We start from the raw sequence: 21422 nt of genomic DNA on the forward strand, positions 1-21422 counted from the left end.
ATCCAGCCCCTACCATCTATCGCCACCGCGAGACTGCAGACCTTGAAACCTCTTGCTGGGGAATATGATCAATTCGATATTGACGGTATCCAGTAAACCACTGCATATTGCGCTGCGCCGCAACACTATTCAGGTGCGTCGTTGTCGTCGGCTATGTGATTCGTCGGCCGCCGGCCCCCTATTTGCCTACACGTCATCGCGCGAGTCCCAGGAACGCCATCAACGAGCGTTCGACTTCCACGAGTTGCTCGGATGTCAGACGGCCAACACGCGTCAGTACACTCGACCGCCGGACCGCGGTCAGCTTGTCAATCATCACGTCGCTGTCCCGATCGAGGCCCGAGATCGTATCCCGGTCTCCTGGGATACGAATCCGCAACAACGGCGCCTCGATGAGCTGGCTCGTCATCGGCGCAACTACCACCGACAGAGTTGAATCGAAGAGATCGTCCTGGACGATGACCGCAGGTCGCGGCTTGGATGCATACACGCCACCCGCCACAGTCCAGATCTCGCCGCGAATCACGCCTCGTCGTCCCAGGGTGCCGCAATAGCCTCGACGAAATCCTGCTCATCCCCGTCGGCGTCGGCCTCTGCCACGAGAACTGACTGCTTGTGGGCTTGCGCGGCAAACTCAGGTGTTCGTACGTCAGGAACCCAGACCTGCAACGGCCGCAAGCCGCGCTCACGCATCCGGCGCCGGTACTCGCCAACCCTGTCCCTCACTGCCACGCCCACATGTTACATGTAACGCTTCAGACTGGCCAGAGTGCGCATCCCCGGGATGAATATGCAGGGTTACCAGAAGAGCGCTGCAGTGCAGTGCAGGACGATACAAGTGCCATCCTCGGGTTATCCACCCTCGCGCTCCAGCGCGTCCGGATGTGTCACCGAACGTAGCTCCAGTTGGGGTATGCCAACAAAATAGTTGGGGTTGCAGGTGTACAGCGGAATAGCGTTCGCGATGGCACTGGCCGCGATCAGTGCGTCATATGCTCGCGCACTGGGCTTTCGCCCCGACGACCGCAATGCCGCCGCGACGCTGCCAAAAGCCCGCGCACTCTCGGCGGTGAATGCAAGGACCTCGAAGTCCGCTTCTGCCTGCTGTACGTGCTGTTGCCTTGCACTTCTCTCGTGGTCGGTTCGCGCCACGTGTGGCCCAACCGAAAGCTCCGCAAGGGTGATCGCGCTAATCACCGACTCCTCAGGAAGCTCGTCAGGATCGGCCAGCCTGCCGAGCAGAATCACGGTCGACGTGTCAAGCATCCCCCGCGTCGTCGCGACCGCTCCTGTCATAGGGACGAATCCAACACACTGTCGATGTCAGACCGCAGGACGTCTGGGTCGATCTGCGGAAGGTGGGCTCGCCGACGAATCAACTCTGCCGCGCTGACGCTCTTTCTGGGCAAAGGCCGAAGTTCGGCCACTGGCTCGCCATCGCGGGTGACCACGATCCGCTCACCACGCTCGACTCGGCGTAACACCTCACCCCCGTTGTTGCGCAGATCCCTCACACTCGCCGCGTCGGTCATGTTCTTCAGTGTATCACCGGTGATACACGGGCAGGTGGTGTGCATCCGGGTCTTCTGGGATACGAATGCGCTCAATGGCGCCTCGACGAGCTGGCTCGTCATCGACGCAACCACTACAAGGCCACGAGGGCCGAGGAATCACATGCAGCGTCCACTGTCACCGTCGGTCGGCATCTGGCGCATCGAGGACCCCAGCGGCGTCGGCCCGAACGTTGGTGTGCAATCGACAATCGTTGAAGCGGTTACGAAGTGCGAGCGACACATACACCAGGCCCACCAGTACGGGTACCTCGATGAGCGGACCGATTACACCGGCCAATGCTTGTCCTGACGCCGCGCCGTAGGTGGCGATGGCCACCGCGATCGCGAGCTCGAAATTGTTGCCGGCCGCGGTGAACGCCAGCGTGGTGGTGCGCGAATATCCCAATCCCATCGCCGCGCCGAGAGCAAAGCCGCCTCCCCACATCACCGCGAAGTAGATCAGCAGCGGAATCGCGATACGCACCACATCCCACGGCTGCGAGGTGATCTTGGCCCCCTGCAGCGCAAACAGGATCACGATGGTGAACAGCAGCCCGTACAGCGCCCACGGGCCCAGGCGTGGCAACAAAGTGTTCTCGTACCAATCGAGTCCCCGCACGCGCTCACCCCAGAAACGGGTCAGGTACCCCGCCAGCAGCGGGATACCGAGGAAGATGAGCACAGACTTGGCGATCTGCCACGGCGAGGTGTCGATGGTGGTCTGTTCCAGACCGAGCCAGCCCGGCAGGACCGACAGGTAGAACCAGGCGAGCACCGCGAACATGAACACCTGGAAGATCGAATTCAACGCCACCAGCACCGCCGCGGCTTCCCTATCGCCACACGCGAGGTCGTTCCAGATGATCACCATCGCAATGCAGCGCGCCAACCCGACGAGAATCAGCCCCGTCCGATAGTCGGGCACGTCGGCCAACAGCAGCCACGCCAAGGCGAACATCAGGGCCGGACCGACAACCCAGTTCAACACCAACGACCCGACCAGCATGCGGCGGTCACCGATCACCGAGTCCAGGCGGTCATAGCGAACCTTGGCCAGAACCGGATACATCATGACCAGCAGCCCAAGCGCGATGGGCAGGGAAACGCCGTCGACCTGTACCGAGGCAAGCCCGTCACCAAGGCCGGGCACGCCACGACCGAGTACCAGGCCGGCAACCATCGCCGCCCCGATCCACACTGGAAGAAATCTGTCGAGAACCGAAAGCCTGCCGGCCACACCACTCTTCATGTGATCTACTCCGGAGGCTCACACGAGCGTGACTCGCCCACCACCGTGGCGAAACCACCCAGCAGTACCGACAGGCGCCTCATCATGTCCGTGTTGACCCGGTAGTACACCCACGTCGCGCGACGCTCACTCGTCACCAACCCGGCCTCACGCAAGACCTTGAGATGATGGGAGATCGTCGGCTGCGACACCGCAACCGAACCGGAGATGTCACACACGCACGCCTCACCTCCCGGATGCGCGGCCACCTGCGACACCAACTGCAACCGAACCGGATCCGCGAGAGCCTTCAACGCTACCGCCCACCGAGCGGCATCCCCGGCATCCAAGTCTCGGCGGTTGCCGGCCGTCAACAGATTCTGATTCGACACGCATCGATATTGACATCGGTCGAATCATGATGCAAGCGGATCGGGATCCTCCTTGCCACTCGCGGAGTATGGTTCGGGTCGCGTGTTCGAATCACGCACTGTCACCGAAGGATTGATCATGCGCGCTGCCCGACTCCACGGCACCACCGACCTGCGCGTCGACACCGTCGACGACCCGACTCCCCTGCCCGGTCAGGTCAAGATCAAGAATGCGTACACCGGCATCTGCGGCTCCGATCTGCACATGTACTACGCACCGCTCCCTCCGGCCGACCAGTATCCCCCGCATCCGCTGACCGGCGCGGGGCTGCCGCAGATCCTCGGTCACGAGTTCTCCGGCACCATCGTCGAACTCGGCGAAGGTGTCGACAACGTCGCCGTGGGCGATCACGTGGCGGTGTGGCCGATCTACTACTGCGGCACATGCGTCGCATGCCGCCGGGGCCGCTACAACGTGTGCCGCACAATCGGTTTCCACGGACTCACGTCCCACGGCGGCGGCATGGCCGAGTACACGACGGTCGACGCGTCCAAGGTGCACGTGTTGCCCGCCGCCGTCGACCTGACGATGGGCGCGCTGGTGGAACCCATGGCCGTGTCGTGGCACGCCGTCGACCGAAGCGGCGTCGACGAAGGCGCCACCGCGCTCATCGCGGGCGCGGGACCGATCGGCATCGGGCTCTGGTTCGCCCTCAAAGCCCGCGGTGTCACGCGCGTCGTGGTCTCCGAACCAAGCGCGGAACGACGTGCAGTGATCGAGGGCCTCGGCGCAGCTACTGTCGACCCGGTCGGCGGCGACCTCGCGGGCGCGGTCGCCGAACTCACCGGCGGTGACGGAGTCGACGTCGCCTTTGACGCTGCCGGCGCCGGGTCCGCGATCGCGTCGGCCATTCCCCTGCTCACCCCGGGCGGTCGGCTGGTGATCGTGGCGATCCACGAACACCCGATGGAGTTCCTTCCGACCATGCTGGTCATGGCCGAGACCGAGATCGCCGGAGCCCTCGCCTATCTGCCCGCCGACTTCGATGCAGTGATCGCCGCGATGGCCGATGGACTCTACGATCCAACGGACTGGGTAACCGAGATCGGACTCGACGACGTCAGCGATGCGTTTGCCACACTGCGGGCAGGAAAAGGTGCGAAGTTCCTCGTGCGCGCCGACTCCTGACATCACGCTCCCCCATTGCGCTCACACGCGGTCGCCCGTCGATAGTCGCGAATCGCCGCTGCGCGACCCTCATCTGCGGTAATCTCGCCACACCATGCGCATCTGGATTTGCCTCTCGTCGGTCCTGCTCGCCGTTGCCGCACTCGGCACGGGCGTGAGCGACGCCGGCGCGGCACAGCCCGAGTGGAACGGCCAGTGGTCGCTGACCCGCTATGCCGCGTCGAAAACCGGGACGAGTCTCGCGGCGCGACAAAAGGAACCAGACTTCTCCGACACCTACACGTTCTCGACGTCGTGCGCGTCCGGCAAGTGCGTGGCCACCGTGGTGGCCGGACCCTAAGCCAAGAACCCCACCATCCCGCGACCGCCGCGCTACACCTGGAATGGCGTTTCGTGGGTCGAACACTTTGATTGGCAATGGGATTGCTACATGGGCGCGGACAAACCCAAGGTCTACGCGCCCGCGCACTCCGATGCGTTCTATACACCGATGCCCGACGGCACGAAGCGCGGCGAATGGACCACCACCATCGACAGCGGGCCGTGCGCAGGCACCGTGACGATGGCGGTCAAGGCAACCAAAGTCAGCACCGGTGGCCTGCCCAGCGGTTTGTTCGGTAGCTGACCGGTCCAGGTCTAGCCCATCCGGAGCATGGCCAGCAGGGCGGCCAGGGCCGTTGTGCGTTCACGGTCGGCGTGCCGAATGAAGTAGACGCGCCACATCGGCGCCGGCCCCGCGACCGGGATACGCCGGATCTCGGCGGGCGCCGTGCTTGCGGTGCGCGCGAGCAGTGCCACCCCCAATCCGTGGCGAACGTACTCGAGGATGCTGGCGGTACCCACCACCTCGACAGCCACATGGCGTCCCAGCCCGGCGTCGCGGAAGGCATCGTCGACAACTGTCCGATGACCGAATCCCTGCGGAAAGTCGACGAACGGGTCGTCGACGAGTTCTGCCAGCGAGATCCGTTCGCTGCTCTCGAGCCGGTGACCGCGAGGAACGATCACATCAAGTGGGACGGCGGCCAGTTCGTCGATCAGCAGCGACCGGTGCGTGGCACCGATCGACGAGAACGCGGCGTCGAGCGAACCGTCGAGCACCGACGCCCGCAGACCGGTGGATCCCTCGGCGGAGGTCACCATGCGGATGTCGACGTCGGGATGACGGGCATGAAACCGCCCCATCAGTGCCGCAACGTCCAGCGGGGAGGACGACGCCAGCGTGCCCACACGCAATTGGCCGCTCACACGTCCCGAAGTCCCGCGCACCGCATCAACCGCACTGCGCTCCGCCGCCAAGAGGTCTCGCGCGCGAGTGAGCAGTTCGGCACCGGCCGCAGTCAGCGCGAATGTCCGGGACGATCGATGCACGAGCGTCACTCCGAGTTCCTTCTCGAGTACCTTGACCGCCGCCGAGACGGTCGACTGCACCACATGAAGCCTCGTCGCTGCCCTGGTGAAACTGCGCTCCTCGGAGAGCACAACGAAGTAGTCGAGCTGCCGGAGATCCATCCACCAAGTATCGCCGAAGTCGATAGATGTGATGCAGAATATTCGTTGGAACCGATACGCAACGTCGACAAGGCTTGAAGCCATGTTGTCCACGACCTGTCGTCGCGTCTCCGACGAGTTCGTCCGCCACCCCAAGCACGGCGCACTGCCGATACTTCTTCTCGTTCTCACGGTCGTCACGGGTCTGGTCGACGCGGCGAGCATCCTCGCGCTCGGGCGGGTGTTCGTGGCGAATATGACCGGCAACGTCGTCTTCAGCGGGTTCGCTCTGGCCGGGACCCCGGGGTACTCCCTGCTCGGATCGGTGCTGGCACTCGCCGGCTTCCTTGTCGGCGCCGCGGGATGCGGGACCGTCCTGACGCGTGTGCCGCGTCGCGGCCGTGCTCTCGCGTTGGGATCGGCCACCGAACTGACCGCCGTCATCGCGACCGTCGTTCTGCTGACGATCGCTCACCCGACAGCCTCCGCCGTCAAGGCGACGGCTGTCACGCTGCTGGCGATCGGACTCGGCGTCCGCAACGCGGTGGTCCGCTCGCTCGGTGTTCCCGACTTGACCACCACCGTGCTCACCATGTCGCTCACCGGTATCGGTGCCGATGTGTTCCACGGAAAGCCGATGGCTGCGCTTCGACGATTCGCGTCGGTCGCCACGATGCTTGCCGGGGCGGCGGTGGGGGCGTTGACATTCCTCACGTTCGGGGTGACGCCGGTACTTCTGGTAGCAGCGGGACTGCTCGCGGTGGTCGTCGCCGGGGCCCTGTATCTCTCCGACGGCCCGCCCACATCTGCCGAGGTGTAAGACCTAGCGCAACTCCGCGAGATTCTCGATGGATTCGTACACGTCCGACTTGATGACCCGGGCCACGAAGTGTCCGATCGGCCCGTTCAGCACTCCTCCCCCGATGTGGGCGTCGAGGTGGAAATGCGAGCCGCTGTCTTGCGGTGTGACCGTCATGGTGAGGTTGATCCGGACCGCACCTCGTCCGTGCCCGGACAGCGAGATTCTCGTCGGCTCCTCGTATTCCGTGACGCGCCAATGGATGACGTTGCGGAATCCCTTCACCTTGATCAGCGACGAGATCTCGGTGCCGACACCGATCTGATCGGGAATCGGACTACGCCAGCCGCCGAAGATCGTCATCCACTCCGAGAACCGGTTCAGGTCCGACGCCAACGACCACGCCGCTGCGGGCGAAAGCCCCGAATCGATCCCGACATCGACACCAGCCAACCGAATGTTCTCCCCTCCGCGCAGTTCCCTTGACCGTACGGGGTGGTGGCCGATCTCGCACCGACCGGCCACCACCACCCATCGACCCCTCTCAGTCGTCTGGCAGATCGGCAAACGACTTCTTGGTCGCCTTGTACCAGCCCATCGCCTTGAGCGGATGCTTCCATCGGCGCTTCATCTCCTCGAGCGCCGGACCGTGCACATCGTCACCCGCGGCAACCGCATCCTTCAGATGCTGATCCTGAGCTTTGATCACCTCGTCGGCGGTCTCGCCCTGAAATGCCAGGTCACAGGGTCCGCCGAGTTCGCGGCACGTCATCGTCCTCATGTCGTCATACCTTTCGGGTGTGGACGAACCCTGATCGTCCGTCCTCTGTCATGTCGACGTAGGGAAGCGTGAGTTTGTGACAGCCGCTGCCGAGATGTCAGAGCGGATCGGGTCCGCGACGACGCGTGGTCCGGGCGAGGACGTCGGGATCGGCGCGAAAGACGATGCGACGCACCATGCCGTCGACGATGGTGAAGTCGAACGCCACTCGCGGCTGACCCTGCTGGAACCAGCACGCCCCGGCCCGCACACCGATGTAGACCGGTAGCGCGGCCTTCGCCGCCCCGTTGAACATCGTCGCCACCGCGTCGCGGCCCTCGAGTCGTTGCGGCGTGCCGGTCGCGATCGCTGCGGCGTCGGCCTCGATCACCACATCCGGTGCGAGAAGCTCGAGTAGCCTGGCGAACTCACCGTTTCGTGCCGCATCGAGAAACGCGTCCACCACAGCCCAATCCGTCTGGTGATCGCGCTTGCTCCGCTGTGTGACCTTCCCGCGAGCCCGTGAGGCGAGTTTGCGAGCTGCCGCCGGGCTCGACCCGAGTATCGCGGCGATTGTGGTGAAGTCGACGGCAAAGGTGTCGTGCAGGACGAACGCCACGCGCTCGTTGGGGCTCAATCGATCCAGCACCACCTGCAGGGCCACTCCGACGGTGTCGGCAAGGGCCACCTCGTCCAACGGGTCGGGTGCATCCGCCTCGGGTTCCAGTTCGTCGTCGGGAGTCGGGACCGCAGAGCGGAGGCGGTCGAGACAGAGCCGAGTGGTCACCGTCGTCAGCCATGCGGGCAGGTTTTCGATCTCGGTCTCGGTGCCATGCAACCGAAGCCACGCCTGTTGCACGATGTCTTCGGCCTCACCGTGATCGCCGACGATGCGTTCGGCAATGCGCGTCAGGCGGGAGCGTTCGGCGTCGAATGCGTCATCGTGGTCCACGGGTGGCTCCTTCGCTCGCGGTGGTCATCTCGATGACGTCGCGCGGCCGGAGAATGTGACCACCGCAACCCTACGTCACCCGCCCTCGCGCCCGACGCCCCCGCGAACGCACGTGACGGCATACCGTGGCCACATGGACACACACGCGACGCCACCCGCGGACCAGACGGTCGACATCAAACCACGCAGCCGCGATGTCACCGACGGCCTCGAGAAGACGGCGGCACGCGGCATGCTGCGCGCGGTGGGCATGGGCGACGACGACTGGGCGAAACCGCAGATCGGGGTCGGGTCGTCGTGGAACGAGATCACACCGTGCAACCTGTCGCTGGATCGGTTGGCGACCGAGGTCAAGGAGGGCGTGTTCGAAGCCGGTGGTTACCCACTACAGTTCGGCACCATCTCCGTCTCCGACGGCATCTCCATGGGCCACGAGGGCATGCACTTCTCACTGGTGTCGCGGGAAGTGATCGCCGACAGCGTGGAAACGGTGATGAGTGCCGAACGCCTCGACGGATCGGTGCTGCTCGCCGGGTGCGACAAATCGCTACCGGGGATGCTGATGGCCGCGGCACGGCTCGATCTGGCCAACGTGTTTCTCTACGCCGGTTCCACCCTGCCCGGCTACGCCACGCTCTCCGACGGTTCCGAGCATCAGGTGACCATCATCGACGCGTTCGAGGCCGTCGGTGCGTGCGCCCGCGGACTGATGAGCCGCACCGACGTCGACACCATCGAGCGCGCCATCTGCCCGGGCGAGGGTGCCTGCGGCGGCATGTACACCGCGAACACGATGGCCAGTGCCGCCGAGGCACTGGGCATGTCGCTGCCCGGCAGTGCGGCGCCGCCTGCTCCCGACAAACGCCGCGACGGTTACGCGAGGGCCAGTGGCGCAGCCGTCGTCGAACTGCTCAAGCGCGGTATCACCGCCCGCGACATCATGACCCGTGAAGCGTTCGAGAACGCCATCGCCGTGGTGATGGCGTTCGGCGGTTCCACCAACGCGGTGCTGCATCTGCTGGCGATCGCCAGCGAGGCCGAGGTCGAGTTGTCACTGGCCGACTTCTCCCGCATCGGCGCGCGTGTCCCCCACCTCGCCGACGTGAAACCCTTCGGCGCGCACGTGATGACCGACGTCGACCGAATCGGCGGTGTGCCGGTCATCATGAAGGCATTGCTCGACGCGGGTCTGCTGCACGGCGAGTGCCTGACCGTCACCGGCAAGACCGTGGCCGAGAATCTCGCCGACATCGCACCACCCGATCCGGATGGAAAAGTGTTGCGCGCCATGACGTCACCGATTCACCCGACGGGTGGCATCACGATCCTGCACGGCTCGCTGGCACCCGAGGGGGCAGTGGTGAAGTCCGCCGGATTCGATTCGGACGTGTTCGAGGGTGTGGCACGGGTCTTCGACCGCGAGCGGGCGGCGATGGACGCACTCGAGGACGGCACCATCACCGCCGGAGACGTGGTGGTGATCCGGTATGAAGGCCCGAAGGGTGGACCGGGTATGCGGGAGATGCTGGCGATCACCGGTGCCATCAAGGGTGCGGGCCTGGGCAAGGACGTGCTGCTGATGACCGATGGCCGTTTTTCGGGCGGCACCACCGGCTTGTGCGTCGGACACATCGCACCCGAAGCGGTCGACGGTGGTCCGATCGCCCATGTCCGCGACGGCGACCGCATCCGGCTCGACGTGGCCGAAGGCACCCTCGACCTTCTCGTCGATGACGACGAACTCGTCCGCCGCACAGCCGGTTTCACGCCGCTTCCACCCCGCTACCGACGCGGTGTGCTCGCGAAGTACACGAAACTGGTGACGTCGGCCTCACAAGGAGCCGTGTGCCGCTGACACACTCGCCGAAGCCGGCATCTCACCGTCTGCCTCGGCGAGCGTGGGTGCACTGACGAGAAGTTGATCCGGATCGCCGCCGAGCGTGCGCACCTCGTCGAACCACACCTGCATGTTCGGGTTCACCCCCCGCCTGGCCGCCGACCCCTCGACATGCACGTCGTAGGCGCGTGCGATACCGCTGCCGGGGATCGCCACCGTGGGTGCGAACATCCGCCAGCCGCGCACGAAGACCGGCACATACGGTGCGATGTGCCGACGGAATCGCGCGCCGATGAGTCCGAGGATGTTCGCGATCCGGTAACCGGGCGTCATCGAGTTGTGTTCGACGACGGATTCGTCGGGCCGGCACAGCTTGGTGGACAGGCGTTCCCAGTCGAAAACCATACCCGCGCGGATCCCGTACTGGCCGGTGCCCGCGGCTTCACGGGCCATCCACAGCAGCGTCTTGTCGCTGTAGTAGCAGTTCGAATAGCCGCCGCCGACGTCACTGTGCACACCGTCGAACCACACCTGTTTGATGTCGAGATGGTGGCCTCCCCACAGGCACGGCGCGAAGATGCGGCGCCGCTCGGCAATTGCGAGTGCCTGCCGTGCGCACCGGACCTTCGCCGAGAGGGTCACGTCGTGGAATTTGTACTTGCTGCGCGCGAGGCCGGGGATACCGAGCGCGCCCACTGTGTCGAACACACCGAGGAACTCGATCCACACCTGGTCGTCGGGCTGGCAATGGGCCTTCAGGTCGGCGAGGTCCTTCTCGTGTTTCGGATCGACGGGTGGTGGCTGGGTGGGATCTTTTGCCCGCGGCCGGTTGCGATATACGGTCATTGCGACGGGGAGTTCTCCTTGCGCAACACCCATGGGCGTCAGCAGGCCCACATGCGCGATCATGCCGCACAGGCTGCGGGCGGTGTAGGCGCCACGACTGAAGCCGAACACGAACACCCGATCTCCGGGCTCGTAGTTCAACGCGAGAAACCGGTAGCACTCCACGATCGCGGTATCGAGTCCGAGGCCGAACGCACCGCCCAACAGTCGCTCGACGCGACTGCCGCCGGCACCGACGCCACGCGAGTAGTGCACGATCTGCGATTCTCCGTCGTAACCGGTCGGCGCGATCGAACGGGCGATCTTCTCGATGTTGGAGACGTTGGGATCGTCGGAGTTCTTCCACGTTCCGTCGCAGCACACCACCAGATTCTTGGTCATGACACAAAAGTAGGGACCATCCGCAGCCGGCACACGCGTAGTCGGCTACCTGTAGACATCGAGAACCGACGAAGGGAATTTCGTGCCCGCCGTGCCAGACACCACCCGCCAGTACGACCGCTCCGGGCGCGTCTATCCACTCACCGACCCCCGCTGGCGCGGCGACGACGGCTCACCGCTGATGCTCGATCCGCTGCCGGCTGTCGCCCCCGAGCAGATCGATCATCCAGAACGATCGCTGTGGCGATACCGAGCCGGAATCCCGGTGGATCCCGCTTTCCGGGTGAGCCTGGGCGAGGGCTGTACCCCGATGCCCGCGCTCGACTGGGGCGGGCACGCCGTCCACTTCAAACTCGAATGGTTCAATCCCACCGGTAGTTTCAAGGACCGCGGGGTCACGGTACTCATCTCCCATCTGCGCTCGCTGGGTGCGACGAGGGTACTCGAGGACTCCTCGGGCAACGGCGGTTCGGCGGTCGCAGGCTACTCGGCCGCCGCCGGGCTCGATGCCACGATCATCGTGCCGGAGTCCACCTCCCCGGCCAAGATCATGCAGGCACGCGCGTACGGCGCGACGATCAGACTCGTCGCGGGAACACGCGATCAGGTGGCCGACGAAGCGATCCGGCAGTCCTCGCTGATTCCCTACGCCAGCCACAACTGGCACCCGATGTTCTTGCAGGGAACCAAGACCATCGGGTACGAGATCTGGGAGAGCCTGGGGTTCGCCGCGCCCGACAACGTCGTGCTGGTGGCCGGGGCAGGCAGCATCGCCCTGGGATGCGACATCGCGTTCAGCGAACTCCTCGAGGCCGGCCTGATCGACCGCAGGCCGCGAATCCTGGTGGGTCAACCCGAACACTGGGCCACCATCGCCGACACGCTCAACGGCGTCTCCCCCACCGCCGATGCCGACCGCACCCCCACCATCGCCGAAGGTGCCTCCATCGCGCGTCCGGTACGGCTGGCGGAGGTGGTTGCGGCGATTCGGCGCTCCGACGGACACGCCATCCGCATCGCCGAATCCGAGATCGTCTCGGCCACAGGAGCACTGGCCTCCCGTGGCCTGTATGCGGAGCCGACGAGCGCGGTGGCGGCGGCCGCCCTCGACCGGTTCCTGGCCACCGGCACGATCCGCCCCGGAGAGCGCACCGTGGTGGTGCTCACCGGAACCGGCCTCAAGAGTCCGGACCGAATCGCCGACATCGTGATCTGACGCGCTCTGATTCATCGCGGACCGTACCCGTCCGCGATCCCCTATAGCGTCGTCGTTGTCCAGAGCACCACCTCCTCCGTTCACGGGAGCAAGCGATGACCACCACGACAACTCCGTCGCCCACCGGGCGCGCCAGAACCGTTGCCCTGATCTGCCTCCTCGCCGCGTCGTTCATGGAACTGATGGACGCCACCGTCGTCAACGTCGCACTACGCACCATGCAGGTCGATCTCGGGGCGTCCGCCGGCGCACTGCAGTGGGTGGTCGCCGGCTACCCCCTCACCTACGCGGTGGGCCTCATCCTGGGAGCCAGACTGGGAGACAACCTCGGCAGGCGGCGGCTCTTCATCGCCGGCCTGGCCGCCTTCGGTCTCACATCACTTGCCTGCGGACTGGCCGCCGATCCCCTGCAACTCGTGCTCTTCCGCCTCCTGCAGGGCGCTGCGGCCGCGTTGATGGTGCCGCAGGTGCTCAGCAACATCCAGGTGCTCTACCCGCCTGCTGAACGAGGCAAGGCCATGGGGATGTTCACCTCGGTCATCGGCCTGGCCGCCGTCACCGGCCCCATCCTCGGCGCCGTGATCACCAGCGGTGATTGGTTCGGCCTGTCCTGGCGACCGGTTTTCCTCATCAACATTCCCATCGCGGTGATCGCCATCGTCGCGGCGATCGCCTTCATACCCGAGTCACGCGCGCAGACGTCGACACCGATCACCGTCGGATCCGCGGCACTTCTCGGCGGATCGCTGGCCGCGATCATGCTACCGATCACGCTGGGACCCGACCATGACTGGCCCGCATGGGGTTTCGTGGCAATGGTGGCCGGATTCGGGGGACTCGCGGTCTTCGCACGACGACAGGTCGCGCTGGCCCGAATCGGTGTCGAGCCGATGGTGCCGCCGCAACTGTTCGCCACCCGGTCGTTCACCACAGGGCTGGCCACCTTCGCCACCCTGATGGTGCCCACCGGCGGCTACTTCCTCGTGCAGTCACTGCATGTGCAGCTCGCACTCGGGTGGTCGGTGCTGCACGCCGGACTCATGTGGATCCCGTTCTCCGTGGCCGTGCCGATCTCGGCGGGACTCGCCGCGACAGTGCTCGCCTTCCGGCTCGGCAAACGCATTCTGCAGCTGGGGGCGGTGGTTCTCGCCGTGGGCATGGTGCTGATGTATCTCGCCGAGCAGTCCACTCATCCCGCAGTCTGGTTCGCCGTCGCCCTGGCGGTGTCGGGGCTGGGCTTCGGCGCGATCGTCGGATCCGCCGGACTCCTGGTGCTCAACGACGTCCCGGTCCGTCTGGCCGGTGCCGCGTCGGGAGTCTTCAACACCGCGCAGGCGCTTTCCATCGCGCTGGGTGCCGCTGTGGTGGGAACCGTCTACAGCTCGGTGTCCGAGCACAGTGGATTCCAATCGGGTTACCGCGCAGCACTGTTGGTGATGATCGCAGTGGTTGCGGCCGGCGCCCTGATAGCGCAGGCCATGCCCGCGAAGACACCGTCACGCCACGCTGAGTCCGTCGCCGAACCAGCGACCGTGTGACTCAGTGCGTGGAAACGTGAGCTCCCTGCTGCGTCCACAGTTCACTGCCCTCGATGGCCGCGATGATCCTCGGTCGCAGTTCGGCGGCCTCGATCACGGCGTCGACCGACCCCACCTCGACGGCCCGGTGGATGTTGTGCACCGCATCGAACTCGGCGGCGATCTCGCTGATCTTCTCGGCCCGCACCGACTGTCGCATCTCGGCGAGTTCAGCGCTGGCCGCCGAACGGTCGGTACCGAACACGGTGGCCACCCGCGCCTCGAGCTCGCGAACCCGCGGGTCGGCACCGGTGCGCTTGCGGACCTCACCGGCGAACACCACAGCCGCCGCGGGTGCTCCACCGAGTACGGAGGCGAACGACCCGTCGATGGCCAACACCGTCATGTTGGGGTTGAGCGCCTTGGAGAACACCACGAACGCACCGCCGTGATACCGCGAGATCACGCAGAACACGATCGGGCCCTCGAAATTGACGATGGCACGACCGATCTCGGCCCCGTACTCCAGCTGCAGTTTCCGCATCGACTCCGGCGAACCGTCGAATCCGGACAAATTGGCCAGCACCACCAGCGGGCGGTTGCCGCTCGCGCTGTTGATCGCGCGGGCCGCCTTCTTCGAGGAGTTCGGGAACAGCGTGCCGGCAGTGTAGGCGTCGGGGCCGTCGGTCGGCTTGTACCCGCGACGGGCCACCTCGCGCGACTCAATACCGAGCAGGCAGACCGGGATACCACCGAGGTGGACGTCGCAGACCACGGCTGTCTCGGCGTCCGCCATGGCCGCCCACCGCTCGAGCACCGACTGGTCCTGGTCGGCGACCGCCCGCATCACGGTCCGGATGTCGAACGGCTTCTTGCGATCCGGGTTGGTGGCAGCGGAGAAGATCTGTCCCACCGTGGTGAAATCACTGCCCTCCATCACGTGCGGATAGTCGGAGACGTCGCGGTCGATCGGGTCCGCGGTGACCGCACGGCGCGGGGTGAGTTCACCGGGCGCGATGTAGGTGTGGTCGTAGTGGGCCATCAGGACATCTCGTGCCGCACCGAGATTGGGCGCCCAGTACTGCGCCTGCCCATTGGGGCCCATCACCCGGTCGTAGCCGCCGATGCCGAAGTTGTCCTCGGCCGACACTCCGCCGGAGAAGTCGAGGGACTGCTTGCCGGTCAGCACCATCGCGGAGTCGGGTGTCATCACCAGAATGCCCTTGGTGTGCATCAACATCGTCGCCTCGGCGTTCCAGTACGGCTGCGCGCCGACGTTGATCCCGGCGACGACGATGTTGATCTCGCCGCCGGCTTGAGTGAACTCGACCACTCGCTTGAGCGCGCGGGCCACCCAGTCCATGTTCTCGGTTCCCGAGTCCATGGAGATCCTGGCGCCCGACGACAGGGCATACCATTCGAGCGGCACACCGAGGCGTTCGGCGAGATCGAGGCCCGCGATCACCCGCATACATTCCGGCTCGGACAGTGCCCCAAGCGATTTGGTCGGGTCGCCGAGCAGCACCACACGGGTGACGCCCTGCGGATACTTGATGGTGGCGGTGGTGACCACACCGACCACGAGGCCCGCCGTGTTGCGCCCCATCGGCCGGTCCACCGGCACCAGCCGGTAGTCGTCGTCGAGGTCGTACTCGGTGAAATCGCCCAGTAGCCCGGCGAGTTCGTAGGGATACACCGTGCCGCGCCGCGCGGCGCCGAGCACCTTCTGCCGGTACTCGTCGGCCGGCTCGATGGGCTCGGTCGACGGTTTGCCGACGGTGACGCCGATATCCCCGGTGGCGCTGATCGCGAACCGCACCGCCACCTTGGTGAGTGCACCGGTCTCGGCGTCGCGGCGGCGCGCGATCAGCAGCACCTCTTCCAGGCCCACCCCCACGGTGGTGGCCCGGATGTGGTCGGCGATGGTGTCGAGGTCGGCTGCGGTCGCGGCAATCGGCGGCCAGACGTACAACACGATCCGATTGGTGTTGTTGGACGGGCGATCGGAGTTGCGCTGCGCGCGGCGGATCGAGTCGACGCACGAGGCGAGCGTCGTCTCGGCCGTGGGCAGCGTCAGGAGCCTGCCGTCGTGTTCGCGCAGCGCGCTGAGGTCGCGGACCTGCGCGAACGCGATCAGCCGGTCGTCGCGCGGATTGTCGCGGGCCACCGCACGGAACAGATACACCTCTTCGTCGTCGGACGAGGGCAGTCGCGTGAGATCGAACTTCCGCAACCGTTCCATCCGCATCCGTTGCGCGATGTAGGGGTGAAGTCCGCGGATCAGCCGCTCCTCGGTCATCCCCGTCGCCGACGGCCGGAAAGTGAAGTGGTGATGCATGAGCGCACCGTCGCTGCCGGCGACGGTGATCGTGATCCGGTGCACGCTGCGCGGCAACGAACGGGCGGAGATGACGGTGCCGAGCGCGTCGGCCATCGCGTCGAAACCGTCGGGCTGCTGCTCCCAGCTCACGTACAGGTCGACGTCGACCGAAGCCCGCTCGCGCGCCAACTGACCGAGCCCGTCGAGTGTGTCGCCGAGTTCGTCGAAACGCAGCGCCGCCGACACCAGACTGGCGCCGTCGCGTTCAGCCACCACGAATGTCGCGCCGCCCGCGTGTTCGGTGCGCAGATCAGACAGTCCCTTGTTGCCGTAGTAGCGCCGGGTGAGCACCTCCAGCATCACCGTGTTGTCCTCGGCGCCGCGCACGAGGCGCTGCGCGAGCAGACGGACCAGTGGTTCGGTACTCGACACCATCTCCACGATGCGTTCGGCGCGGTCGGGAACGTCGGGGTGCTCGTCGAGGTAACGCAGATGGGCACGGACGTTGCCATATACGCGCGCACGGTTGCGACGCAGCAACGGCTGCCCATACCACGAGTACACGACGCCACGGCCGAGGTCGGCGACCGCGGGATAGCGTACCTGCGCGGCGGCCACCAGCCGGTCGAGTGCCGTGCTCACCGCATCCTGCAACTCGTCGCGAGGTGTGGGTTCGCCGAGCCATTCACGCAGCAGGGTGGAGATCACCGTGATCGACTCCGACGGGTTGTTCAGCGCCAGGAAGATCCGGAACACCGCGGCCTCTAGTTCGGGGCTGCGATCGAGTTCGGTGACCCCGTAATGCACCAGCGCGCGGCGCAGTTGCTCGTGGAATGTCTCCGGCAGCCCGTCGCGCTCCACCTCGAGACTCTGCAGGTAGGTGTGAAAGTTCTCGCGTGCACTGCGGACGTGTTCGTCACCGTTGGTCTCGCCGGACGGACGGTTCTGGCTGAGCTCGGCGAGATCGGCGAACACGGTGATCAGCTCGAGCTCGTCGGCCAGCGGCCGCCTGCCGTCCTCGATCGCCGTACGCCGCGCGGTCAGGTAGTCGTCGAGCAGCCGCGAACGGTCGTCGGGGTCGACGTCGTAGCCCAGCAGCAGGCTCCGCAGATCCTCCAGGGCACGCGCCGCACGTTCGATCGACGGCACATCGACCGGCTCCTCGGGCAGTTCCAGGTCGATCGTGTCGGTGACCTCGGCGGCAGTGTCGTCGCCGTCATCGTCGGCGACGGCTTCCAGGCGCAGCAGCGGCGCACCCGTCTCGACCTGCGTGCCCACCGACACCAGGCACTCCTTGAGGCGGGAACGCACCGGCGCGCGCAGCACCGTCTCCATCTTCATGCTCTCCAGGACCAGCACCGGGGCCCCGGCCTCCACCTCGGCACCCACCTCGAGCGGCGTGGCCACCACGAGCGCCGGTGCGGGCGAACGCACCACGCCACCCTCGTCGCGGCTCACACGGTGGGTCACGCCGTCGACATCGACCAGGTGCACCGGACCGTGGGTGTCGGTGACCAGGCGGTACCGCACGCCGTTGAGCCAGAACTGCGCGGCGTGTTCGTCGAAGCGCTCCAGGTCGACGTCGGCGGTGCGGGATTCGCTGCCGGTGTCGATCGCCACGCGGAAGCGGTGGGCGCCGATGCGCGCCACCCGCACCCGGTACGCCGCGCCACGCAACTTCAGGTCAAGTGGCCGGCCACTCTGGTGCTGAACCTGAGGACGGCCACCAGAGGCGGTGGACAACAGCCGGTGACGTTCGACGGCCTCTTCCTCTTCGTAGGCGTCGATGGCCGCGGCGGCCAGCGCCACCGCCGAATGCCGTTGTGCGACAAGCTCGCCCTCGGCGCGTACCCGGTCGATCCAGCCCGTGTCGGCGCTTCCGTCGATCACCTCCGGCCGGCTGAGCAATTCGAGCACGAAACTCTTGTTGGTCGCACCGCCCTGGATGACGACGCGGGTCTCGGCCATCGCGCGCCGCAACCGGCCGAGTGCTTCATCGCGGTTGGCGCCGTAGGCGATGATCTTGGCGATCATCGAGTCGAAATCGGCGGGGATGGTGTCGCCGGCGGCCACGCCGGTGTCCACCCGGATACCCGGTCCGGCGGGCAGATCCAGCCGAGAGATGCGACCGGGCGCGGGCGCGAAGTCACGGTCGGGGTCCTCGGCGTTGAGTCGCGCCTCGATGGCGTGACCGCGCTCGGCGGGAGGTTCGCCCTCGAGCCGTCCACCGGAGGCCACCAGCAGTTGTGCCCGCACCAGGTCGAGGCCGGTGGTGCACTCGGTGATCGGGTGCTCCACCTGCAGGCGGGTGTTCACCTCCAGGAACGCGAACAGCTTCTCCACCGGGTGATACAAGAACTCGACGGTCGCCGCGCCGCGATACCCGACGGCCACCGCGAGCCGTTCGGCGGAGGCCTTCAGTTCGGCGACCTGCTCGGTGGCCAGCACCGGCGACGCGGACTCTTCGATGATCTTCTGGTTGCGACGCTGTATCGAACAGTCGCGCACGCCGAGCGCCCACGCGGTTCCCTGGCCGTCGGCGATCACCTGCACCTCGACGTGGCGCGCACCGGTGACCAGTCGTTCGAGGAACACCACGCCGCTACCGAACGCGCGTGCGGCCTCGTCGCGGGTGCGCTCGTAGGCGTCACGCAGCTCCGACGCATCGTTGATCACCCGGATACCGCGACCTCCGCCGCCTGCAGTGGCCTTGAGCATCAACGGGTAGCCGATGGCCGCAGCGGCCTCCTCGGCGGCCTCGACGGTGTCCACCGCGCCACGACTCCACGGCGCCACCGGCACCCCCACCTCCTCGGCGAGGAGTTTGGCGCCGATCTTGTCGCCCAGCGTGCGCATCGCTTCCGCCGACGGCCCGACGAAGGTGACTCCGATGCGGTCACACAGTTCGGCGAACAGCGGGTCCTCGGCGACGAAACCCCAGCCGACCCACGCGGCGTCGGCACCGGTCTCGAGCAGCGCGTGTTCGAGTACCTCGAGATTGAGGTACGGCCGGTCGGCCGCGGCGCCGAGGTCGTAGGCGATGTCCGCCTCGCGGACGAAGGTCGCGTTGCGGTCGACGTCGGTGTGCAGCGCCACCACCTCGACGGGGCGGCCGGTTTCGGCCGACAGCCCGCGGACGGCGTGGATGAGTCGCATGGCGGCCTCGCCGCGGTTCACGATGGCAATGCGGGTGAACATCACGACTCCTTCTGTTCGGGAAAACCTCGTCAGGGCACCATCGGCAAGCGCGCACACTTCCCGATGACGGACGGGCATGATTCTGTCGAATGATTTCGCTACGCGCGAGTACGCTACCGGCCACCGGCGCGTCACCTGCACGACCGGCGAGGCTCCGCGCTCATCTCAGCTTGGCACCGTAGACCCGGGTGATGTGCAGCGTCATCAGCACTCGCCTGTCGGTGACCATGACCTGTCGGTACTCTGCCCAGTCGGGATGCTCACCGGCACCGAGGCGGTAATAGGCCACCAGGGCGTCCACCTCGGGGCTGTCGGGGTCTGTCGACGGACCGGTGAGTGTCACGGTGCCTTCGGCGGTGGCCCATGTGTATCCGCCCGGACCGGTGAACTCGATGGCGGCGCGCGGATCCCGGCGAAGATTCGCCGTCTTGGCGCGCCCCTCGGTCATCGACACGTAGATGGTGTCCGACTCACGGTCATAGGCCGCCGTCACCGGGGACATCTGGGGTACGCCGCTGGCTCTGATGGTTGCGAGGATTCCGATCGATGTCGCGGCGATCAGGTCACGGGGGTCGAACTCGGTGGTTGTCATGTAGGCGGCAACCGGCGTGTCCATCACATCATTCCGGCCCGAACCCTCTGGGCACGGCACCTGTGACCGCTTCTGGCGATCGGGCTCGCATCACACTCCACGACTGTGCCCGGTGCGCGACTCCGGGGGTTCGGTCAACTCGTCGAGTCGTCGTTGCGCAGCGTCGGCGGCCTCCCGTGCCGAGCGCACCGCGTCGGCCGCGTCGACCTGCGCCGCGGCGGCGGTCGTCACGGCACGGTCGGCGAACCGCAGTTCGCCCTCTACTTGGGAAAGTTCCTCGCGGATCCGGGCGAGTTCCTCGCGCAGGGCCGAAGCGCGCCGGCCCAGTTCATCGGCCCGTTCGGCGGCCGCCGAGCTCTGCCGGGCCGCATGCTCGGCCGCCTGCACGGCCCGGTTGAACGTCCGTCGGGTGGCCGCCGCCTCGGCACTTGCGACCGCGCGCGCCGCCGCTTCGTGCTCATCCGGCTCGGCAGGCCCGGTGGGGTCGGCGGCCGGGTCGGCGGTTGTGGGGGCATCGGCGACCCCCTCCCCTGCCGACGCGTCGGTGACCACGGCCAGCCCGGCGGGTCCGAAGCCGCTGTACTCGACGGCACCGACCAGGCGTCCGCGACGTAATGTCGCGGCGACCTCGGGGTCGGCGATCGCGGCACGCAGCGTCTGCGCGACGTCACGCCCGACGGCTGCCGACATCTCCGTATCCAGCGAAGCGAAGACATCGCCGACCGACTTCAGCGCCGCGGCAATCACCTCCTGACGGCGACGCGAGAGTGATCTGATCTGCGTCGCGGCCGACCGCCGCTGGGCGTCGCGCAAGTCCTCACCGAGCGCCACGACCTCGTCGACCTCGTCGGGCGAGCGCCGAGCCCACTGATTCAGTGACCAGGCGGCGGTCGTCGGGCGGTGCAGCTGCGTGATGCGCGTGGCGAGCTCGCGATCATCGGGCCTGATCGACTTGGCCAGGTCGTTGCGGCGAGCGACGAATGTTGCGGGGTCCAGTCCGTACAGTTCGTCGGCCACATCGTCAAAGTCGGCCACATCGTCAAAGTCGGCGGGCTCGTGCACCACGGATCCAGCCTGCCACAGCGATACCCGTGATCGGCGAGCGCGTTCACGGAGAAACCGGGGTGTCTCAATTCGAGAGAAGTCCTGAATCGATCCAGATTGGGGAGCAT

At 66.4% G+C, this 21422-nt stretch carries 19 protein-coding genes and 1 pseudogene; 6 read left to right on the top strand and 14 right to left on the bottom strand.

Going from position 1 to position 21422, the window contains the following annotated elements; translation table 11 throughout:
• Positions 1-193: 193 nt before the first annotated feature.
• The 6 genes from ACWDTD_RS14555 to ACWDTD_RS14580 form a co-directional block, all read right to left on the bottom strand.
• Positions 194-526 carry a type II toxin-antitoxin system PemK/MazF family toxin gene (locus ACWDTD_RS14555; RefSeq protein WP_449747835.1) on the bottom strand — a complete coding sequence of 111 codons (333 nt, stop codon included), beginning with the start codon at positions 524-526 and terminating at the stop codon, positions 194-196.
• Positions 523-732: an antitoxin MazE-like protein gene (locus ACWDTD_RS14560; RefSeq protein ID WP_449747836.1), complete on the bottom strand. Its 210-nt coding sequence runs from the start codon at positions 730-732 to the stop codon at positions 523-525. The genes ACWDTD_RS14555 and ACWDTD_RS14560 overlap by 4 nt, the downstream gene beginning before the upstream one ends.
• Positions 733-852: 120 nt before the next feature.
• Positions 853-1266, bottom strand: a complete 414-nt coding sequence (locus tag ACWDTD_RS14565; protein ID WP_449747837.1) for a PIN domain-containing protein — start codon at positions 1264-1266, stop codon at positions 853-855.
• 26 nt (positions 1267-1292) lie between these two features.
• The gene (locus tag ACWDTD_RS14570; protein WP_449747838.1) at positions 1293-1634 is read right to left on the bottom strand and encodes a type II toxin-antitoxin system Phd/YefM family antitoxin; all 342 of its coding nucleotides are present in this window, start codon (positions 1632-1634) and stop codon (positions 1293-1295) included.
• Positions 1635-1689: 55 nt separating this feature from the next.
• On the bottom strand, positions 1690-2802 hold the full coding sequence (arsB, locus tag ACWDTD_RS14575) for an ACR3 family arsenite efflux transporter (protein WP_449747839.1): 1113 nt from the start codon (positions 2800-2802) through the stop codon (positions 1690-1692).
• 5 nt (positions 2803-2807) lie between these two features.
• The gene (locus tag ACWDTD_RS14580) at positions 2808-3173 is read right to left on the bottom strand and encodes an ArsR/SmtB family transcription factor (protein WP_449747840.1); all 366 of its coding nucleotides are present in this window, start codon (positions 3171-3173) and stop codon (positions 2808-2810) included.
• A 118-nt stretch (positions 3174-3291) separates the two neighbouring features.
• Here ACWDTD_RS14580 and ACWDTD_RS14585 point away from each other — a divergent pair, with 118 nt between their 5' ends.
• Positions 3292-4341, top strand: coding sequence for a 2,3-butanediol dehydrogenase (locus tag ACWDTD_RS14585; protein ID WP_449747841.1), 1050 nt, complete (start codon positions 3292-3294; stop codon positions 4339-4341).
• 94 nt (positions 4342-4435) lie between these two features.
• Positions 4436-4966: pseudogene (locus tag ACWDTD_RS14590) on the top strand (Rv2253 family sensor-like surface protein).
• A gap of 11 nt (positions 4967-4977) precedes the next feature.
• Here ACWDTD_RS14590 and ACWDTD_RS14595 read toward each other — a convergent pair.
• A complete protein-coding gene (locus ACWDTD_RS14595) occupies positions 4978-5853 on the bottom strand; it encodes a LysR family transcriptional regulator (protein WP_449747842.1) in 876 nt (291 codons plus the stop codon).
• A gap of 82 nt (positions 5854-5935) precedes the next feature.
• Between ACWDTD_RS14595 and ACWDTD_RS14600 the strand changes: the two genes are divergently transcribed.
• Positions 5936-6652, top strand: a complete 717-nt coding sequence (locus tag ACWDTD_RS14600) for a YoaK family protein (protein ID WP_449747843.1) — start codon at positions 5936-5938, stop codon at positions 6650-6652.
• Between the two features lie 3 nt (positions 6653-6655).
• Here ACWDTD_RS14600 and ACWDTD_RS14605 read toward each other — a convergent pair whose 3' ends face one another.
• From ACWDTD_RS14605 to ACWDTD_RS14615, 3 genes are all read right to left on the bottom strand, one after another.
• Positions 6656-7084 (bottom strand): type II toxin-antitoxin system Rv0910 family toxin, encoded by a 429-nt coding sequence (locus ACWDTD_RS14605; protein ID WP_449747844.1) that lies wholly within the window; start codon positions 7082-7084, stop codon positions 6656-6658.
• A 91-nt stretch (positions 7085-7175) separates the two neighbouring features.
• On the bottom strand, positions 7176-7412 hold the full coding sequence (locus ACWDTD_RS14610; RefSeq protein WP_449747845.1) for a DUF1059 domain-containing protein: 237 nt from the start codon (positions 7410-7412) through the stop codon (positions 7176-7178).
• Between the two features lie 97 nt (positions 7413-7509).
• Entirely contained in the window at positions 7510-8343 is an 834-nt protein-coding gene (locus tag ACWDTD_RS14615) for a sigma-70 family RNA polymerase sigma factor (protein WP_449747846.1), read from the bottom strand.
• Between the two features lie 133 nt (positions 8344-8476).
• On the opposite strand from ACWDTD_RS14615, the gene ilvD reads away from it, so the two are divergent.
• Positions 8477-10198 carry a dihydroxy-acid dehydratase gene (gene ilvD, locus ACWDTD_RS14620; protein WP_449747847.1) on the top strand — a complete coding sequence of 574 codons (1722 nt, stop codon included), beginning with the start codon at positions 8477-8479 and terminating at the stop codon, positions 10196-10198.
• On the opposite strand, the gene ACWDTD_RS14625 is transcribed toward ilvD, so the two are convergent.
• Positions 10175-11407, bottom strand: coding sequence for a T6SS phospholipase effector Tle1-like catalytic domain-containing protein (locus tag ACWDTD_RS14625; RefSeq protein ID WP_449747848.1), 1233 nt, complete (start codon positions 11405-11407; stop codon positions 10175-10177). The two genes, ilvD and ACWDTD_RS14625, sit on opposite strands and share 24 nt — an antisense overlap.
• Positions 11408-11489: 82 nt before the next feature.
• Here ACWDTD_RS14625 and ACWDTD_RS14630 point away from each other — a divergent pair, with 82 nt between their 5' ends.
• Positions 11490-12623 (top strand): threonine synthase, encoded by a 1134-nt coding sequence (locus ACWDTD_RS14630; RefSeq protein ID WP_449747849.1) that lies wholly within the window; start codon positions 11490-11492, stop codon positions 12621-12623.
• A gap of 95 nt (positions 12624-12718) precedes the next feature.
• A complete protein-coding gene (locus ACWDTD_RS14635) occupies positions 12719-14161 on the top strand; it encodes an MFS transporter (protein ID WP_449747850.1) in 1443 nt (480 codons plus the stop codon).
• 1 nt (position 14162) lies between these two features.
• Here the strand turns inward: ACWDTD_RS14635 and ACWDTD_RS14640 are convergent, their stop codons facing one another.
• The 3 genes from ACWDTD_RS14640 to ACWDTD_RS14650 all read right to left on the bottom strand — a co-directional run bounded on the left by ACWDTD_RS14640 (position 14163) and on the right by ACWDTD_RS14650 (position 21315).
• Positions 14163-19658 (bottom strand): ATP-binding protein, encoded by a 5496-nt coding sequence (locus tag ACWDTD_RS14640; RefSeq protein WP_449747851.1) that lies wholly within the window; start codon positions 19656-19658, stop codon positions 14163-14165.
• A 160-nt stretch (positions 19659-19818) separates the two neighbouring features.
• On the bottom strand, positions 19819-20250 hold the full coding sequence (locus ACWDTD_RS14645) for a PPOX class F420-dependent oxidoreductase (RefSeq protein WP_449747937.1): 432 nt from the start codon (positions 20248-20250) through the stop codon (positions 19819-19821).
• Between the two features lie 90 nt (positions 20251-20340).
• Positions 20341-21315 carry a hypothetical protein gene (locus tag ACWDTD_RS14650; protein ID WP_449747852.1) on the bottom strand — a complete coding sequence of 325 codons (975 nt, stop codon included), beginning with the start codon at positions 21313-21315 and terminating at the stop codon, positions 20341-20343.
• Positions 21316-21422: the final 107 nt, after the last annotated feature.

The organism is Gordonia sp. NPDC003425 (assembly GCF_053588635.1).

What these genes read in the sequence shown, in the direction of transcription:
- ACWDTD_RS14595 (WP_449747842.1), bottom strand. Translation starts at nt 5,853, where the DNA reads ATGGATCTCCGGCAGCTCGACTACTTCGTTGTGCTCTCCGAGGAGCGC.
- ACWDTD_RS14585 (WP_449747841.1), top strand. Translation starts at nt 3,292, where the DNA reads ATGCGCGCTGCCCGACTCCACGGCACCACCGACCTGCGCGTCGACACC.
- ACWDTD_RS14610 (WP_449747845.1), bottom strand. Translation starts at nt 7,412, where the DNA reads ATGAGGACGATGACGTGCCGCGAACTCGGCGGACCCTGTGACCTGGCA.
- ACWDTD_RS14640 (WP_449747851.1), bottom strand. Translation starts at nt 19,658, where the DNA reads ATGTTCACCCGCATTGCCATCGTGAACCGCGGCGAGGCCGCCATGCGA.
- arsB (WP_449747839.1), bottom strand. Translation starts at nt 2,802, where the DNA reads ATGAAGAGTGGTGTGGCCGGCAGGCTTTCGGTTCTCGACAGATTTCTT.
- ACWDTD_RS14570 (WP_449747838.1), bottom strand. Translation starts at nt 1,634, where the DNA reads ATGACGAGCCAGCTCGTCGAGGCGCCATTGAGCGCATTCGTATCCCAG.
- ilvD (WP_449747847.1), top strand. Translation starts at nt 8,477, where the DNA reads ATGGACACACACGCGACGCCACCCGCGGACCAGACGGTCGACATCAAA.
- ACWDTD_RS14565 (WP_449747837.1), bottom strand. Translation starts at nt 1,266, where the DNA reads ATGCTTGACACGTCGACCGTGATTCTGCTCGGCAGGCTGGCCGATCCT.
- ACWDTD_RS14645 (WP_449747937.1), bottom strand. Translation starts at nt 20,250, where the DNA reads ATGACAACCACCGAGTTCGACCCCCGTGACCTGATCGCCGCGACATCG.
- ACWDTD_RS14635 (WP_449747850.1), top strand. Translation starts at nt 12,719, where the DNA reads ATGACCACCACGACAACTCCGTCGCCCACCGGGCGCGCCAGAACCGTT.
- ACWDTD_RS14600 (WP_449747843.1), top strand. Translation starts at nt 5,936, where the DNA reads ATGTTGTCCACGACCTGTCGTCGCGTCTCCGACGAGTTCGTCCGCCAC.
- ACWDTD_RS14625 (WP_449747848.1), bottom strand. Translation starts at nt 11,407, where the DNA reads ATGACCAAGAATCTGGTGGTGTGCTGCGACGGAACGTGGAAGAACTCC.